Raw genomic sequence first — 15,177 nt, forward strand, 5'->3', positions numbered from 1 at the left:
CCAAGATGAGGATGGTTATGCGCCTTTCAAGCGAAATTCGGGTTGATTCAGCGCAAAAAGTCGCTGGATGGCAATGCCGCGGCCGAGAGGCGGGACGCAGCCGGATCGCGGGACGCGGCGCCCGCGTGTCAGCCGGCCGTAGACGGCGGCTCGACGGGTGCGGGCGATTCGTCCGGTGACGGCGCGGCGCGCACGAGCGCGACCGGACGGATGCCGAGCAATGCCATGAGCGGCGACGCGGGTTCGACCAGCTCGCCGAGCGTGTGACGGTCGAGTTCGGCGAAGAACGCATCGCGCGCGGCCGCCAGCACGCCCTTCAGGCGACACTGCGGCTCGATCACGCAGCCGCGCGATTCGCCGCCGTCGGCCGAAAAGCAGCCGACCAGCGCGAAGTCGCTCTCGGTCGCGCGCACGACCTGGCCGACCGTCAGCTGCAGTGATTCGGGGAACAGCCGCAGCCCGCCATTGCGGCCGCGAACCGTGTCGACCCATCCGAGCTCGCCGAGCTGCTGCACGACTTTCATCAGATGGTTCTTCGAGATGCCGTAGGCGTCCGAGATCTCCTGGATCGTCGCGAGCCCCTCGCCGCGCACGGCAAGGTACAGCATCACGCGCAGCGAATAGTCGGTGTAGTCGGTGAGTCTCATGGGCGAATACGGAAAAGATCGATCGTGCCCCGATTACACGGGCCGGGCCGGTCGGGACGCGCGCCGGGTCGGCTGACGGTCCCGTTCCGCGGCCCCGGGTTGCCCGGATGGCGCGCGCGCAATAAGATGCATAGCATTCGCACGTTTTCCAGGGGTTGTAGGACGCTATTTTGCGTCAAAATCCTGCCGGCGTCCTGCGCGTTGCCCGCGCCGTCGCTCCGTCGTTGCCTCGATCTCCCGGCCCTTTTTGCCATGACCGCCCTGCCCGCCTTGCCCGATACCGCCCCGGCCCGCCCTCGCGATGCCGAGCCGACCGAAGACAACATCCGCGATCTCGTCTACGCGTTTTACGACCGCGTGCGCGCCGATCCGCTGCTCGGGCCCGTGTTCGATGCGAAACTGGCCGGCCGCTGGGACGACCATCTGCCGAAGATGGTCACGTTCTGGTCGAGCCTCGTGCTCGGCACCAAGGGCTATCGCGGCAACGTGCAGCAGGCGCACCAGCCGCTCGACGGGATCGAGCCGGCCCATTTCAGCCGCTGGCTGTCGCTGTTCCTGAAGACCGTCGAGGCGCGCTACGCGCCGCCCGCGGCGATCCGCTTCATGGAACCCGCGCTGCGGATCGCGCAGAGCCTGCAGTTGAGCCGGTTCGGCTGGAATTACCGGATTCCGCCCGAGCAGCAGGCGCTGCTCGATGCGATCGCGCCGCGCCGCCGCGATGCGGGCGACGATCCGCACGCATTGCCGTCGCGCGCCCGCGGCGAGCCGTTTCCGACGAAGATCATCGGGCGCAGCGCCGATCCGGACGCGTAACGCGCACACGTCGCGCGCGACGATTGCGCACATGCGGCACATTGCCGCATCGCGCTGACGTGGCGCTCAGCGCGGCGTGTTGCCCGATTCGACGCCCCAGCGCGCGAGCGCCGCATCGTCGGTGCTGCGCGCATCGACCCAGCGCTCGCCGTCCGGCGTCGTTTCCTTTTTCCAGAACGGCGCTTCGGTCTTCAGGTAGTCCATCACGAATTCGCACGATGCGAACGCATCGCCGCGATGCGCGGCAACCGTCGCCACCATCACGATCTGGTCGAGCGGCAGGAGCCTGCCGACCCGATGCACGATCGCGACGTCGATGCCCGGCCAGCGCCGGCCTGCCTCGGCGGCGATCTTCTCGAGCGCCTTCTCGGTCATCCCCGGATAGTGCTCGAGCTCCATCGCGGCGACCGAATCGCCTTCGTTCAGGTCGCGCACCGTGCCGACGAAACACGCGATCGCGCCGATCTTCGGGTTGCGCGCGCGCAATGCCGCGACTTCGGCGTTCAGATCGAAGTCGTCGGTCTGGATTCGTATCGTTGCCATCGTCTGCCTCTGTCGACCAGAGTTAGCGCTTCAGCGCTTATTCCAGCCCCATGCAAAGCTCAACCGCCCGTCACCGGCGGAAAGAACGCGACCTCGCAGCCCTCGGTGAGCCGCGTGTCGGGATCGGTCATCTCGTGGTTGCACGCCATGCGCAATGCGCGCCCTTCGGCGAGCGTCTCGGCCCACGCACCGCCGCGCACGCGCAGCCACGCGCGCACGTCGCCGACGGTCGTTACGCTGTCCGGCACGTCGGCCTGCTCGTCGGCGACGCCCAGTGCTTCTCGTACGCTTGCAAAAAATTTCAGCTGGATCTTCATGGTTCGGGAAGCCGTCGCGTTACGACAGCAGTTCGGAAAACGGAATGAAACGCACGGTCTCGCCGGCGCTGATCGCGTGCTGCGGCGGATTGTCGATCAAGCCGTCGCCCCAGACCGTCGACGTCAGCACCGCCGAGCTCTGGTTCGGGAACAGATCGAGGCCGCCGGCCGCATTGACGCGTGCACGCAGGAATTCGTTGCGCCGGTCACCCTTGCGTTGCGAAAAGTCGGCACGCAGCGACAGAGCGCGCGGCGCGACGTCGCGCACGCCGGACAAGCGCAGCAGGAACGGCCGCACGAACAGCAGGAACGTGACGAAACTCGATACCGGGTTGCCGGGCAGCCCGATGAAGTGCGCATCGGGGCGATCGTCGCCGCGCCGCACCGCGCCGTACGCGAGCGGCTTGCCGGGCTTCATCGCGATCTGCCACAGTGCGAGCCGCCCTTCGGCCTCGACGGCAGGCTTCACGTGATCCTCGTCGCCGACCGACACGCCGCCGCTCGTCAGGATCACGTCGTGATCGCGCGCGGCCTCGCGCAGCGTGTCGCGCGTCGCGGGGAGCGAGTCGGGCACGATCCCGTAGTCGGTCACATGGCAGCCGAGCCGCTCCAGCAACCCGCGCAGCGTGAAGCGGTTCGAGTTGTAGATCGCGCCGGGCTTCAGCGGCTCGCCCGGCATCGTCAGCTCGTCGCCGGTGAAGAACACCGCGACGCGAAGCCGCCGAGCGACCGACAGTTGCGCGCAGCCGACCGACGCGGCAAGGCCGAGCGCCTGCGGCGTGAGCCGCGTGCCGGCCGGCAGGATCACCGCGCCCTGCCGGATGTCCGCGCCCTGCGCGGTAATCCATTCACCGGCCTTCGGCGTATGCAGGATCTCGACCGCATCGCCGTCGGCCGCCGTCTGCTCCTGCATCACGACGGCGTCGGCGCCGGGCGGCACCGTCGCGCCGGTGAAGATCCGCGCGGCCGTGCCGGCCGCGAGCGGCGCGGCCGGGTGACCGGCCGGAATCCGCTGCGACACCGGCAAACGCCGCTCGCCGTGCAGCAGGTCGGCGACGCGCACCGCATAACCGTCCATCGCGCTCGTATGCATCGGCGGCACGTCGAGCGGCGAGCTCACGTCGGCCGCCAGCACGCGGCCGAGCGCGTCGAGCGTGACGACGGTTTCGGTGCCGGGTAGCGGCTTCGCGGCATCGAGCAGCGCGGCGAGCGCCTCGGCGGTCGACAGCATCGGCGCGCGCGGCGCCGCGGGATTCGGGTTCGACATCGATGGAATCGGGGATCGTTGGAGTCAATACGTCATTGTAGCGACGCCGTCGCGCGGGCGCGCGATATGGCCGACATGCGAAAACCGTGATCGGCGCGCACGCGCGGGTCTGGCACCTGTTTCGCGCGACGTTCGACCGCAAAGCGCGGCGGCCGCCGAACGCCTGCTTATCGCAGCACCGCAGCACCGCTGCACCGCTGCACCGCGCCGCCAAACGAAACGGCCGGAACCCCGATCCGTTCGACGAATCGGCATTCCGGCCGTCTTGCGCTGCCGGGCCCGCGGCCCGGCCACGCGTTACGCGCCCGTATGTGCGGCGATGAAGTCCTTTACCTGCTGCGCATCGGCCTTCACGACCTCGAAGCGCTGCGGCAGCGCCTCGAGCCCGTCGAATGCGGCCGGCCGCTCGGCTTCGCGATCGAGCGCTTCACGGATCGTCTCGCCGAACTTGATCGGCTGCGCCGTCTCGAGCACGACCATCGGCACGCCTGCGTCGAGATGCTCGCGCGCAACCTTCACGCCGTCGGCCGTGTGCGTATCGATCATCGTGTCGTAGCGCGAGAACACGTCGCGGATCGTCGCGATGCGGTCCGTGTGGCTGCTGCGTCCCGACACGAAGCCGAACTCGGCGACGCGCGCGAAATCGCCGCTCGCCGCGAGATCGAAACCGCCCTTCTCCTCGACGTCGCGGAACAGCTGCATCACACGCGCCGGATCGCGGCCGAGCAGGTCGAACACGAAGCGCTCGAAGTTCGATGCCTTCGAGATGTCCATGCTCGGGCTGCTCGTGTGATACGTGTTCTCGGCGCTGCGCACGCGATACGCGCCCGTGCGGAAGAACTCGTCGAGCACGTCGTTCTCGTTGGTCGCGACCACGAGCTTCGCGATCGGCAGCCCCATCATCCGAGCGATGTGGCCCGCGCACACGTTGCCGAAGTTGCCCGACGGCACCGTGAACGATACGCGCTCGTCGTTGGATTGCGTCGCCGCGAAATAACCCTTGAAGTAATACACGACCTGTGCGACGACGCGCGCCCAGTTGATCGAGTTGACCGTGCCGATCTTCTGCTGCGCCTTGAACGCGTGATCGTTCGACACGGCCTTCACGATGTCCTGGCAGTCGTCGAACACACCTTCGACCGCGAGGTTGAAGATGTTCGGATCCTGCAGGCTGAACATCTGGGCCGTCTGGAACGCGCTCATCTTCCGGTGCGGCGACAGCATGAACACGCGCACGCCGGCCTTGCCGCGCATCGCGTACTCGGCCGCGCTGCCCGTGTCCCCCGACGTCGCGCCGAGGATGTTCAGCGCTTCGCCGTGCTTCGCGAGCGTGTACTCGAACAGGTTGCCGAGCAACTGCATCGCCATGTCCTTGAACGCGAGCGTCGGGCCGTTCGACAGTTCGAGCAGCGACAGCGCCGCGCCGTTCTCGGTGCCGAGAGTCTTCAGCGGCGTGATGTCGGCTGCGTTCTCGCCGTGGCGCGTGTTGCTGTACACGTCGGCCGTGTATGTGCGGCGCGTGATCGCGCGCAGGTCGTCGGCCGGCACGTCGTCGCAGAATTTCGACAGGATCTCGAACGCGAGATCCGCGTACGGCAGCCCGCGCCAGCGCGCGAGCTCGTCGGCGGACACCTTCGGATACTCGGCCGGCAGGTAGAGCCCGCCGTCCTTCGCGAGACCGCCGAGCAGGATGTCGGAAAACGTGTGGCGCTCGCCGATGCCGGCGCCGCGCGTGGAGATGTAGTTCATGTCGTCGTCGATCCTCAGTTCAGCGCTTCCATGCGCAGCTTCGTCACCTTCGACACGACCGTCGCGAGGCTCTCGATCTGCGCGATCGCCGCGTTGACGTTCTTCTCGAGCGTCTCGTGCGTGATCAGGATGATGTCGGTCTCGCCGTTCGCGCCGTCGACCTGTTCCGACTCCTTCTGCAGCAGCGCGTCGATCGAGATGCCCGATTCGGCGAGGATGCGCGTGATGGCGGCGAGCACGCCGGTCTGGTCGGCCACCCGCAGGCGCAGGTAGTAGCCGCTCGTGACTTCCTCGATCGGCAGGATCGGCGTGTTCGACAGGCTGTCGGGCTGGAACGCGAGGTGCGGCACGCGATGCTCGGGGTCGGCCGTGTGCAGGCGCGTGACGTCGACGAGATCCGCGACGACCGCCGACGCGGTCGGCTCCGCACCCGCGCCCTTGCCGTAGTACAGCGTGGTGCCGACCGCGTCGCCGTGCACGACGACCGCGTTCATCGCACCCTCGACGTTCGCGAGCAGGCGCTTCTCCGGGATCAGCGTCGGGTGCACGCGCAGCTCGATGCCGTTTTCGGCGCGGCGCGCGATGCCGAGCAGCTTGATCCGATAGCCGAGTTCTTCCGCGTAGCGGATGTCGGTTGCGTCGAGCTTGCTGATGCCCTCGACGTACGCGCGGTCGAACTGCACCGGCACGCCGAACGCGATCGCGCTCATGATCGTCGCCTTGTGCGCGGCGTCGACGCCTTCGATGTCGAAGGTCGGATCGGCTTCCGCGTAGCCGAGTTCCTGCGCGGCCTTCAGCGCGGTCGCGAAGTCGAGCCCGCGGTCGCGCATTTCCGACAGGATGTAGTTCGTCGTGCCGTTGATGATGCCCGCGATGTACTGGATGCGGTTCGCGGTCAGGCCTTCGCGCAGCGCCTTGATGATCGGGATGCCGCCGGCGACGGCCGCCTCGAACGCGACCATCACGCCCTTCGCGCGCGCGGCCTCGAAGATCTCGGTGCCGTGCACCGCGAGCAGCGCCTTGTTCGCCGTCACGACGTGCTTGCCGTTCGCGATCGCGCGCAGCACCAGCTCGCGCGCGATGCCGGTGCCGCCGATCATCTCGGCGATGATCGCGATCGACGGATCGTCGACGACCGAATTGAAATCGTCGGTGATCTGCGCGGCGCCGGCGTCGCCGCCGAGCGCAGCCTGCGCCTTGGCCGGGTTGCGCACGGCAATGCGCGTCACCTCGATGCCGCGCCCCGCGCGTCGCTTGATTTCTTCCTGGTTGCGGCGCAGCACCGTGAAGGTGCCGCTGCCTACCGTGCCGAAGCCCAACAGGCCAACTTTGATCGGTTCCATGCTGCGTGTGATCGATGAGTAAGAAGTAATGGGTTCCGTGTGGTCCTGTCCGCTCAGGCCGAATGGCGCTTGCGGTAGCCGTCGAGGAAGCGTGCGATCCGGTTGATCGAATCGGTCAGGTCGTCGAGGTTCGGCAGGAAGACCACGCGGAAGTGGTCCGGCGTCGCCCAGTTGAAACCCGTGCCCTGCACGAGCAGCACGCGCTCCTCGAGCAGCAGGTCGAGTATGAACTGCTGGTCGTTCTGGATCGGATAGATTTTCGGATCGAGGCGCGGAAACATGTACAGCGCGGCCTGCGGCTTCACGCAGGTCACGCCGGGAATCGACGTGAGCATGTCGTACGCGAGCTCGCGCTGCTTGTACAGGCGCCCGCTCGGCACAATCAGCTCGTTGATGCTCTGGTAGCCGCCGAGCGCCGTCTGGATCGCGAACTGCCCCGGCACGTTCGCGCACAGGCGCATCGACGACAGGATGCCGAGCCCCTCGAGGTAGTCCTTCGCGCGCCGGCGGTTGTCGCCGCCGAGGCCCGACACGGCCATCCAGCCCGCGCGGTAACCGCACGAGCGATAGCTCTTCGACAGGCTGTTGAACGTGACGGTGATCACGTCCTCCGACAGCGAGCCCATCGCCGTGTGCTCGAGGCCGTCGTAGACGATCTTGTCGTAGACCTCGTCGGCAAACACGATCAGCCCGTGCTGGCGCGCGATCTCGATCAGCTCCAGCAGCAATTCGTCGGAATAAAGCGCGCCCGTCGGGTTGTTCGGGTTGATCACGACGATCGCCTTCGTGTTCGGCGTGATCTTGCGGCGAATGTCGTCGAGATCGGGCATCCACGCGTTCTGCTCGTCGCACACGTAGTGCACGGGCGTGCCGCCCGACAGGCTCACGGCGGCCGTCCACAGCGGGTAGTCGGGTGCGGGCAGCAGCACTTCGTCGCCGTCGTTCAGCAGCCCCTGGGTCGCCATCACGATCAGCTCGGACGCGCCGTTGCCGATGTAGATGTCGTCGAGGCCGACGCCCACGACGCCCTTTTCCTGCGTGTAGTGCATCACGGCCTTGCGGGCCGAGAACACGCCCTTCGAATCCGAATAGCCCGACGACGTCGGCAGGTTGCGGATCATGTCCTGGATGATCTCGTCCGGCGCGTCGAAGCCGAACGGCGCGAGGTTGCCGATGTTCAGCTTGATGATGCGGTGGCCTTCTTCCTCGAGGCGCTTCGCGTGCTCGAGCACCGGGCCACGGATGTCGTAGCAGACGTTGAGCAGCTTGTTCGACTTCTGAATCGGTTTCACGACGACACGGTTCCTGGGTTGGCCTTGCAGCCGGGGGGACGGGATCAAAACTGGAAAGCGGCCGGTCTGTGCGCGCTGTCTAGACTGGGGAAAAGCGGGCGATCGCGCACGACTTGTGGCAGCGCGCGATGCAAGTGGCGCCCGGGGGCGACCAAAAAGTTATAATTTAGCGGATTTTGGCCGACTTTCGCAATGCACCATAGCCGCACCGGGCCGCGCCGTCAGGCGTCCCGCGTGCACCGGCGTGCGAAACCGGCCGCCCCGGGCCCGTGCGGCCCTGCAACACATTCCCCTACGGAACCGCGGAATACCGATTTGAAACTGCACCAGGACGCGAGCGGCGCGCTCAACACCGTCACCGGCTACGGCCCCGATTATGTCGACGTCAATCTCGAACGCCATGAAACGAGCGTCATCGTGCTGCCCGGCGCGCCGGTCCAGGCATGGCCCGTGTCGTCGTTCGACGCGCTCGCGCCCGAGCATTTCGCGATGCTGCTCGACCCGACGCCCGAACTCGTGATCTTCGGCAGCGGCGCGCGGCTGCGCTTCCCGCACCCGCGGCTGGTCGCCGCGCTCACGGCCAAGCGGATCGGCGTCGAGACGATGGATTTCCAGGCCGCCTGCCGCACCTACAACATCCTGATGGCCGAGGGCCGCAAAGTCGCCGCCGCGCTCTTAATTGAACGTTAATCCCCGATGCGGTAAAACTCGGGCCGGCGCAGCGGGTCGATCCCCGGATCGCCCCGGCCAGGCCGCCCGCCCCCGGCGCAACCCGCCGGCGGCCCGTCACAACAACCAACAGGCTGAAAACCCATGAACGATACGCCGTCGAGGCTACCGCTCAATCGCATCACGCTCGTCCTCCTGCTCGTCGCGCTCGCGATCGTCTGGTTCGCGCCGCTCGGGCTGCGCCACCTGATCCCGAGCGACGAAGGCCGCTACGCGGAGATGGCGCGCGAGATGTTCGTCACCGGCGACTGGATCACGCCGCGCTACAACGGCTACAAGTACTTCGAGAAACCGCCGCTGCAGACCTGGCTGAACGCGCTGACGTTCGCGTGGTTCGGCATCGGCGAATGGCAGGCGCGCCTCTACACCGCCATCGCGAGCTTCGCCGGCGTGCTGCTCGTCGGCTTCACCGGCGCGCGCCTGTTCAACCCGCTGTCGGGCTTCCTCGCGGCCGTCGTGCTCGCATGCTCGCCGTACTGGAACCTGATGGGCCACTTCAACGCGCTCGACATGGGGCTCGCGTTCTGGATGGCGCTGTCGCTCTGCTCGCTGCTGCTCGCGCAGCGGCCCGGGCTGCGCCCGGCCGCGGTACGCGGCTGGATGTGGGCGTGCTGGGCCGCGATGGCGTTCGCGGTGCTGTCGAAGGGCCTCGTCGGCGTGATCCTGCCCGGCGCCGTGCTCGTGCTCTATACGCTGATCGCGCGCGACTGGACGCTGTGGAAGCGCCTGTACCTGGTCAGCGGCCTCGTGATCTTCTTCGCGATCGTCACGCCGTGGTTCGTGCTCGTCCAGCAGCGCAACCCCGAATTCTTGAACTTCTTCTTCATCGTCCAGCAATTCCGCCGCTACCTGACCCCGGAACAGAACCGCCCGGGACCGCTGTACTACTTCGTGCCGGTGCTGCTGGTCGGTTTCCTGCCGTGGCTGTCGGTCGCGTGGCAGAGTATCCGCCATGCGCTGCGGATGCCGCGCCAGCCGAACGGCTTCTCGCCGATGCTCGTGCTGCTGATCTGGAGCGCATTCATCTTCCTGTTCTTCAGCGCGTCGCATTCGAAGCTGATCTCGTACGTGCTGCCGATCGCACCGGCGCTCGCGCTGATCATCGGCGCGTACCTGCCGCTGATGTCGGCCGACCGGTTCCGCCGCCACCTGCTCGGCTATCTCGTGTTTTTCGTCGTCGCGGCATTCGGGATCATCTTCCTCGCGTACCAGGGTGACGCCCGCACGCCGAACGCGCTGTATCGCGCGTTCCAGATGTGGCTGTACGCGGGCCTCGCGGTCTCGGCCGCGCTGACGCTCGCGGCCGCGTGGCTGAACCGCCGCACGGGCGTCGCGGCCGCGATCGCCGCGTTCGGCGCCGCGTGGCTCGCGTTCGGCACGATCGGCGGCACCGGGCACGACGAGTTCGGCCGCTACAGCTCGGGCGCGCTGCTCGCGCCCGCCGTGCGCACCGAACTGGCGAAGCTGCCGCCCGACACGCCGTTCTACTCGATCGAGATGCTCGATCACACGTTCCCGTTCTATATGGGCCACACGACGATCATGGTCCAGCGCCAGGACGAGCTCGCGTTCGGGATCTCGGTCGAGCCGAACAAATGGATTCCGACCGTCAACGAATGGATCACGCGCTGGAAACAGGAAACCCATGCGCTGGCGATCATGCCGCCCGGCCAGTACGACACGCTGGTCAAGCAAGGCGTGCCGATGCGCGTGATCGCGCGCGACAACCGCCGCGTGATCGTCGAGAAACCGCAATCGTAAGGACGCCCATCGCATGAATCCCGTTTCGTTCGCCTGCATCATCACCGGCGTAATGCTCAACGCCTGTGCGCAACTTCTGCTGAAAGCCGGCGTCAACGCCGTTGGACACTTCGAATTCAGCCGTGCGAACATCATCCCGGTCGGCCTGAAGATCGCGACCCAGTTGCCGATCATCGGCGGCCTGAGCTGCTACGTGCTGAGCGTCGTCGTCTGGATCCTCGGGCTGTCGCGGGTCGACGTGTCGATCGCGTACCCGATGCTGTCGCTCGGTTACGTCGTCAACGCATTCGCGGCCTGGTACCTGTTCGGCGAGGTGCTGTCGGTCCAGCGGCTCGTCGGCATCGGCATCATTTTGATCGGGGTACTCGTGCTTGCACGAAGCTGAGCATGCCTCGCGGCGTTAAGCGTCCGCCTACAAAAAATCACGGTACGAATCCGCCAACCGGTGTTTAATGCCGGTTTCGGACGGGATTGCCCGACCCTTTTATTACACGCCATTACAGGCCAAAGCGTTCATGAGCCAGACTACCGCTCCGTTTCTGCCGTTCACCCGCCCCGAGATCGATGAGGAAACCATCCAGGGCGTCGTCGAAGTGCTGCGCTCGGGCTGGATCACCACCGGCCCGCAGTGCCAGAAATTCGAAGCGGCGCTGTCCGAATACTGCGGCGGCCGTCCGGTCCGCGCGTTCAACTCGGGCACCTGCACGCTCGAGATCGGCCTGCGCATCGCGGGCGTCGGCGCCGGCGACGAGGTGATCACGACGCCGGCGTCGTGGGTCTCGACCAGCAACGTGATCCTCGAGACGGGCGCGACGCCCGTATTCGCGGACATCGATCCCGTCACGCGCAACATCGACCTCGACAAGCTCGAGCAGGCGATCACGCCGCGCACGAAGGCGATCATCCCCGTCTACCTGGCCGGCCTGCCGGTCGACATGGACCGCCTGTACGCGATCGCGCGCGCGCACAACCTGCGCGTGATCGAAGATGCGGCGCAGGCGCTCGGCTCGACGTGGAACGGCAAGCGCATCGGCGCGTTCGGCGACATCGTGTCGTTCAGCTTCCACGCGAACAAGAACCTGACGACGATCGAAGGCGGCGCGCTCGTGCTGAACAACGAGGACGAAGCGACACTCGCGCAGAAGTACCGGCTGCAGGGCATCACGCGCACGGGCTTCGACGGGATGGACTGCGACGTGCTCGGCGGCAAGTACAACCTGACCGACGTCGCCGCGCGCGTCGGCCTCGGCCAGCTGCCGCACCTCGAGCGCTTCACCGCGCAGCGCCGCGCGCTGGCCCGCGCGTATTTCGCCGCGTTCGACGGCGGCCCGGCCGCGAAGCTCGGCGTCGGCCTGCCGGTCGCCGAATTCGAGAACGGCAACTGGCACATGTTCCAGATCACGCTGCCGCTCGAGCGGCTGTCGATCCCGCGCGCCGAGTTCATGGCGCAGATGAAGGAACGCGGCATCGGCACGGGCATCCACTACCCGGCGATCCATCTTTTCACGCTGTACCGTGCGCGCGGCTTCAAGGAGGGCATGTTCCCCCACGCCGAACGGTACGGCGCGTCGACCGTCACGCTGCCGCTGTTCACGCAGATGACCGAGGGCGACGTGCGTCGTGTGGTCGACGCCATCAACCAGATTTGCGAACAATACGGAAAATAAGCGTACATGAGTCACCTTGAAGCACGCGCCGGGCATCCGGGCGCCGGGCACCTGGACGCCGGCCGGCCCGAAGTATCGGTCATCATCCCCGTGTACAACGAGGAAGACGGCCTCGCCGCGCTGTTCGCGCGGCTGTATCCGGCGCTCGACGCACTCGACACGTCATACGAAGTGATCCTGATCAACGACGGCAGCCGCGACCGCTCGGCCGCGATGCTCGCCGACCAGTTCCATGTGCGCCCCGACACGACGCGCGTCGTGCTGCTCAACGGCAACTACGGCCAGCACATGGCGATCCTCGCGGGCTTCGCGCAATCGCGCGGCGAGATCGTCATCACGCTCGACGCCGACCTGCAGAACCCGCCCGAGGAAATCGGCAAGCTGATCGCGAAGATGCGCGAGGGCTACGACTACGTCGGCTCGATCCGCAAGCAGCGCCAGGACAGCCTGTGGCGGCGCAAGGCGTCGCAGATGATGAACCGCCTGCGCGAGCGCATCACGCGCATCAAGATGACCGACCAGGGCTGCATGCTGCGCGCGTACAGCCGCCGCATCATCGACACGATCAACGTGTGCGGCGAAGTCAACACGTTCATCCCCGCGCTGGCCTATACGTTCGCGCAGAAGCCGACCGAGATCGAGGTCGCGCACGAGGAGCGCTTCGCGGGCGAGTCGAAGTACTCGCTGTACAGCCTGATCCGGCTGAACTTCGACCTCGTGACGGGCTTCTCGGTCGTGCCGCTGCAGTGGCTGTCGTTCATCGGCGTGATCCTGTCGCTCGGCTCCGCCGCGCTGTTCGTGCTGCTGCTCGTGCGGCGCTTCATCGTCGGCGCGGAAGTGCAAGGCGTGTTCACGCTGTTCGCGATCACGTTCTTCCTGCTCGGCGTGATCATCTTCGCGCTCGGCCTGCTCGGCGAATACGTCGGCCGCATCTACCAGCAGGTGCGCGCACGGCCGCGCTACCTGATCCAGGCCGTGCTCGAGCAGCATGACGGCATGCCGGCGGTGCCGGCCGGCGCGAATCGCGCGGGAGCCTCGCAATGAAGCCGCGCGCGGTCGTCTTCGCGTATCACAACGTCGGCGTGCGGTGCCTGCAGGTGCTGCTCGCGCGCGGCGTCGACGTCGCGCTCGTCGTCACGCACGAGGACAACCCGAACGAGAACATCTGGTTCGGCAGCGTCGCGTCCGTCGCGGCCGAGCACGGCATTCCGGTCGTCACGCCGGCCGATCCCGCCGATCCGGCGCTGCGCCGCGCGGTATCGGACGCGCAGCCGGATTTCATCTTCTCGTTCTACTACCGGCACATGCTGCCGGTGGACCTGCTCGCGATCGCGCCGCGCGGCGCGTACAACATGCACGGTTCGCTGCTGCCGAAATACCGGGGTCGGGTACCGACCAACTGGGCCGTGCTGAACGGCGAGACCGAAACCGGCGCGACGCTGCACGAAATGGCCGCGAAGCCCGACGCGGGCGCGATCATCGGCCAGACCGCGGTGCCGATCCTGCCGGACGATACCGCCACGCAGGTGTTCGACAAGGTCACGGTGGCCGCCGAGCAGACGCTCTGGCGCGTGCTGCCCGCGCTGCTCGCGGGTGAGGCGGCGCACCTGCCGAACGATCTCGCGACCGGCAGCTACTTCGGCGGGCGCAAGCCCGAGGACGGCCGCGTCGACTGGTCGAAGCCGGCCGCGCAGGTCTACAACCTGGTGCGCGCGGTCGCGCCGCCCTATCCGGGCGCGTTTACGGACGTCGGCGGCGCGCGTTTCGTGATCGCGCGCGCGCGCCTCGCGGCGCCCGGCAGCGCGGCAGCGGCCGCCGCGGCAGATTTGCCGCCCGGCCTGCACGTAAGCGATAATGCGCTATTCGGCGTCTGCGGCGACAGCCGCGCCTTATCCATTCTCGAGCTGTGGCAGCAGCGCGACGGCAGCGAAACCGTCGTGACGCCCGCGGAATTCGCGCAGTTCATTCATTCTTCCCGTCATTCATGAAAGCAAAAAAAGTCCTGATCCTGGGTGTGAACGGCTTCATCGGCCATCACCTGTCGAAGCGCATTCTTGAAACCACCGATTGGGAAGTGTTCGGCATGGACATGCAGACCGATCGGCTTGGCGACCTCGTCAACCACGAGCGGATGCATTTTTTCGAAGGCGACATCACGATCAACAAGGAGTGGGTCGAGTATCACGTGAAGAAGTGCGACGTGATCCTGCCGCTCGTCGCGATCGCGACGCCCGCCACCTACGTCCAGCAGCCGCTGCGCGTGTTCGAGCTCGACTTCGAGGCGAACCTGCCGATCGTGCGTTCGGCCGTCAAGTACGGCAAGCACCTCGTGTTCCCGTCGACCTCCGAGGTCTACGGCATGTGCTCGGACGAGCAGTTCGACCCGGACGCGTCCGCCCTCACCTACGGCCCGATCAACAAGCCGCGCTGGATCTACGCGTGCTCGAAGCAGTTGATGGACCGCGTGATCTGGGGTTACGGGATGGAAGGCCTGAACTTCACGCTGTTCCGCCCGTTCAACTGGATCGGCCCGGGCCTCGACTCGATCTACACGCCGAAGGAAGGCAGCTCGCGCGTCGTCACGCAGTTCCTCGGCCACATCGTGCGCGGAGAGAACATCAGCCTCGTCGACGGCGGCTCGCAGAAGCGCGCGTTCACCGATATCGGCGACGGCATCAGCGCGCTGATGAAGATCATCGAGAACGCGAACGGCGTCGCATCGGGCAAGATCTACAACATCGGGAATCCGAAGAACAACTTCTCGGTTCGCGAGCTCGCGCACAAGATGCTCGAACTGGCGGCGGAATTCCCCGAGTATGCCGATTCGGCCAAGCAGGTGAAGCTCGTCGAAACGACGTCCGGCGCCTACTACGGCAACGGCTACCAGGACGTGCAGAACCGCGTGCCGAAGATCGACAACACGATGCAGGAGCTCGGCTGGGCGCCGCAAGCGACGTTCGACGACGCGCTGCGCAACATCTTCGAAGCGTATCGCGGCCACGTCGCCGACGCGCGCGCGCTCGTCGAACAGCAAGGCTGATCGGGACGC

General features: G+C 66.7%; 15 protein-coding genes. 8 read left to right on the forward strand and 7 right to left on the reverse strand.

Going from position 1 to position 15,177, the window contains the following annotated elements; all coding sequences use genetic code 11:
* Positions 1 to 128: 128 nt before the first annotated feature.
* Positions 129 to 647: an Rrf2 family transcriptional regulator gene (locus OEJ37_RS15305; protein ID WP_174419010.1), complete on the reverse strand. Its 519-nt coding sequence runs from the start codon at positions 645 to 647 to the stop codon at positions 129 to 131.
* A gap of 252 nt (positions 648 to 899) precedes the next feature.
* On the opposite strand from OEJ37_RS15305, the gene OEJ37_RS15310 reads away from it, so the two are divergent.
* Positions 900 to 1,460 (forward strand): group III truncated hemoglobin, encoded by a 561-nt coding sequence (locus tag OEJ37_RS15310; protein ID WP_263344731.1) that lies wholly within the window; start codon positions 900 to 902, stop codon positions 1,458 to 1,460.
* A 66-nt stretch (positions 1,461 to 1,526) separates the two neighbouring features.
* Here the strand turns inward: OEJ37_RS15310 and OEJ37_RS15315 are convergent, their stop codons facing one another.
* From OEJ37_RS15315 to OEJ37_RS15340, 6 genes are all read right to left on the reverse strand, one after another.
* The gene (locus tag OEJ37_RS15315; protein WP_152857490.1) at positions 1,527 to 2,003 is read right to left on the reverse strand and encodes a molybdenum cofactor biosynthesis protein MoaE; all 477 of its coding nucleotides are present in this window, start codon (positions 2,001 to 2,003) and stop codon (positions 1,527 to 1,529) included.
* Between the two features lie 59 nt (positions 2,004 to 2,062).
* Positions 2,063 to 2,320 (reverse strand): molybdopterin converting factor subunit 1, encoded by a 258-nt coding sequence (gene moaD, locus OEJ37_RS15320; protein ID WP_011352296.1) that lies wholly within the window; start codon positions 2,318 to 2,320, stop codon positions 2,063 to 2,065.
* A gap of 19 nt (positions 2,321 to 2,339) precedes the next feature.
* Entirely contained in the window at positions 2,340 to 3,587 is a 1,248-nt protein-coding gene (gene glp, locus OEJ37_RS15325) for a gephyrin-like molybdotransferase Glp (protein ID WP_175920188.1), read from the reverse strand.
* 297 nt (positions 3,588 to 3,884) lie between these two features.
* The gene (gene thrC, locus OEJ37_RS15330) at positions 3,885 to 5,336 is read right to left on the reverse strand and encodes a threonine synthase (RefSeq protein ID WP_175947664.1); all 1,452 of its coding nucleotides are present in this window, start codon (positions 5,334 to 5,336) and stop codon (positions 3,885 to 3,887) included.
* Between the two features lie 14 nt (positions 5,337 to 5,350).
* Positions 5,351 to 6,679 (reverse strand): homoserine dehydrogenase, encoded by a 1,329-nt coding sequence (locus OEJ37_RS15335; protein WP_152857493.1) that lies wholly within the window; start codon positions 6,677 to 6,679, stop codon positions 5,351 to 5,353.
* A 53-nt stretch (positions 6,680 to 6,732) separates the two neighbouring features.
* A complete protein-coding gene (locus OEJ37_RS15340) occupies positions 6,733 to 7,971 on the reverse strand; it encodes a pyridoxal phosphate-dependent aminotransferase (protein ID WP_174419006.1) in 1,239 nt (412 codons plus the stop codon).
* Between the two features lie 315 nt (positions 7,972 to 8,286).
* On the opposite strand from OEJ37_RS15340, the gene OEJ37_RS15345 reads away from it, so the two are divergent.
* The 7 genes from OEJ37_RS15345 to OEJ37_RS15375 all read left to right on the forward strand — a co-directional run bounded on the left by OEJ37_RS15345 (position 8,287) and on the right by OEJ37_RS15375 (position 15,168).
* Positions 8,287 to 8,661 carry an Mth938-like domain-containing protein gene (locus tag OEJ37_RS15345; protein ID WP_041492864.1) on the forward strand — a complete coding sequence of 125 codons (375 nt, stop codon included), beginning with the start codon at positions 8,287 to 8,289 and terminating at the stop codon, positions 8,659 to 8,661.
* A 123-nt stretch (positions 8,662 to 8,784) separates the two neighbouring features.
* Complete coding sequence (locus OEJ37_RS15350) at positions 8,785 to 10,461, forward strand: glycosyltransferase family 39 protein (RefSeq protein WP_263344732.1); 1,677 nt, start codon at positions 8,785 to 8,787, stop codon at positions 10,459 to 10,461.
* A 13-nt stretch (positions 10,462 to 10,474) separates the two neighbouring features.
* Positions 10,475 to 10,846 carry an SMR family transporter gene (locus tag OEJ37_RS15355; RefSeq protein ID WP_174419004.1) on the forward strand — a complete coding sequence of 124 codons (372 nt, stop codon included), beginning with the start codon at positions 10,475 to 10,477 and terminating at the stop codon, positions 10,844 to 10,846.
* A 130-nt stretch (positions 10,847 to 10,976) separates the two neighbouring features.
* Complete coding sequence (locus OEJ37_RS15360; protein ID WP_034181244.1) at positions 10,977 to 12,128, forward strand: DegT/DnrJ/EryC1/StrS family aminotransferase; 1,152 nt, start codon at positions 10,977 to 10,979, stop codon at positions 12,126 to 12,128.
* A gap of 6 nt (positions 12,129 to 12,134) precedes the next feature.
* On the forward strand, positions 12,135 to 13,172 hold the full coding sequence (locus OEJ37_RS15365; RefSeq protein ID WP_174419002.1) for a glycosyltransferase: 1,038 nt from the start codon (positions 12,135 to 12,137) through the stop codon (positions 13,170 to 13,172).
* Positions 13,169 to 14,116 (forward strand): formyltransferase, encoded by a 948-nt coding sequence (locus tag OEJ37_RS15370; protein WP_175920190.1) that lies wholly within the window; start codon positions 13,169 to 13,171, stop codon positions 14,114 to 14,116. Before OEJ37_RS15365 ends, OEJ37_RS15370 begins: the two co-directional genes overlap by 4 nt.
* On the forward strand, positions 14,113 to 15,168 hold the full coding sequence (locus OEJ37_RS15375; protein ID WP_152857497.1) for a bifunctional UDP-4-keto-pentose/UDP-xylose synthase: 1,056 nt from the start codon (positions 14,113 to 14,115) through the stop codon (positions 15,166 to 15,168). Before OEJ37_RS15370 ends, OEJ37_RS15375 begins: the two co-directional genes overlap by 4 nt.
* The last annotated feature ends 9 nt before the right edge of the window (positions 15,169 to 15,177 follow it).

The sequence above is a fragment of the Burkholderia sp. BKH01 genome, assembly GCF_025685725.1.
GTDB classification, from domain to species: Bacteria; Pseudomonadota; Gammaproteobacteria; order Burkholderiales; family Burkholderiaceae; genus Burkholderia; species Burkholderia pyrrocinia_C.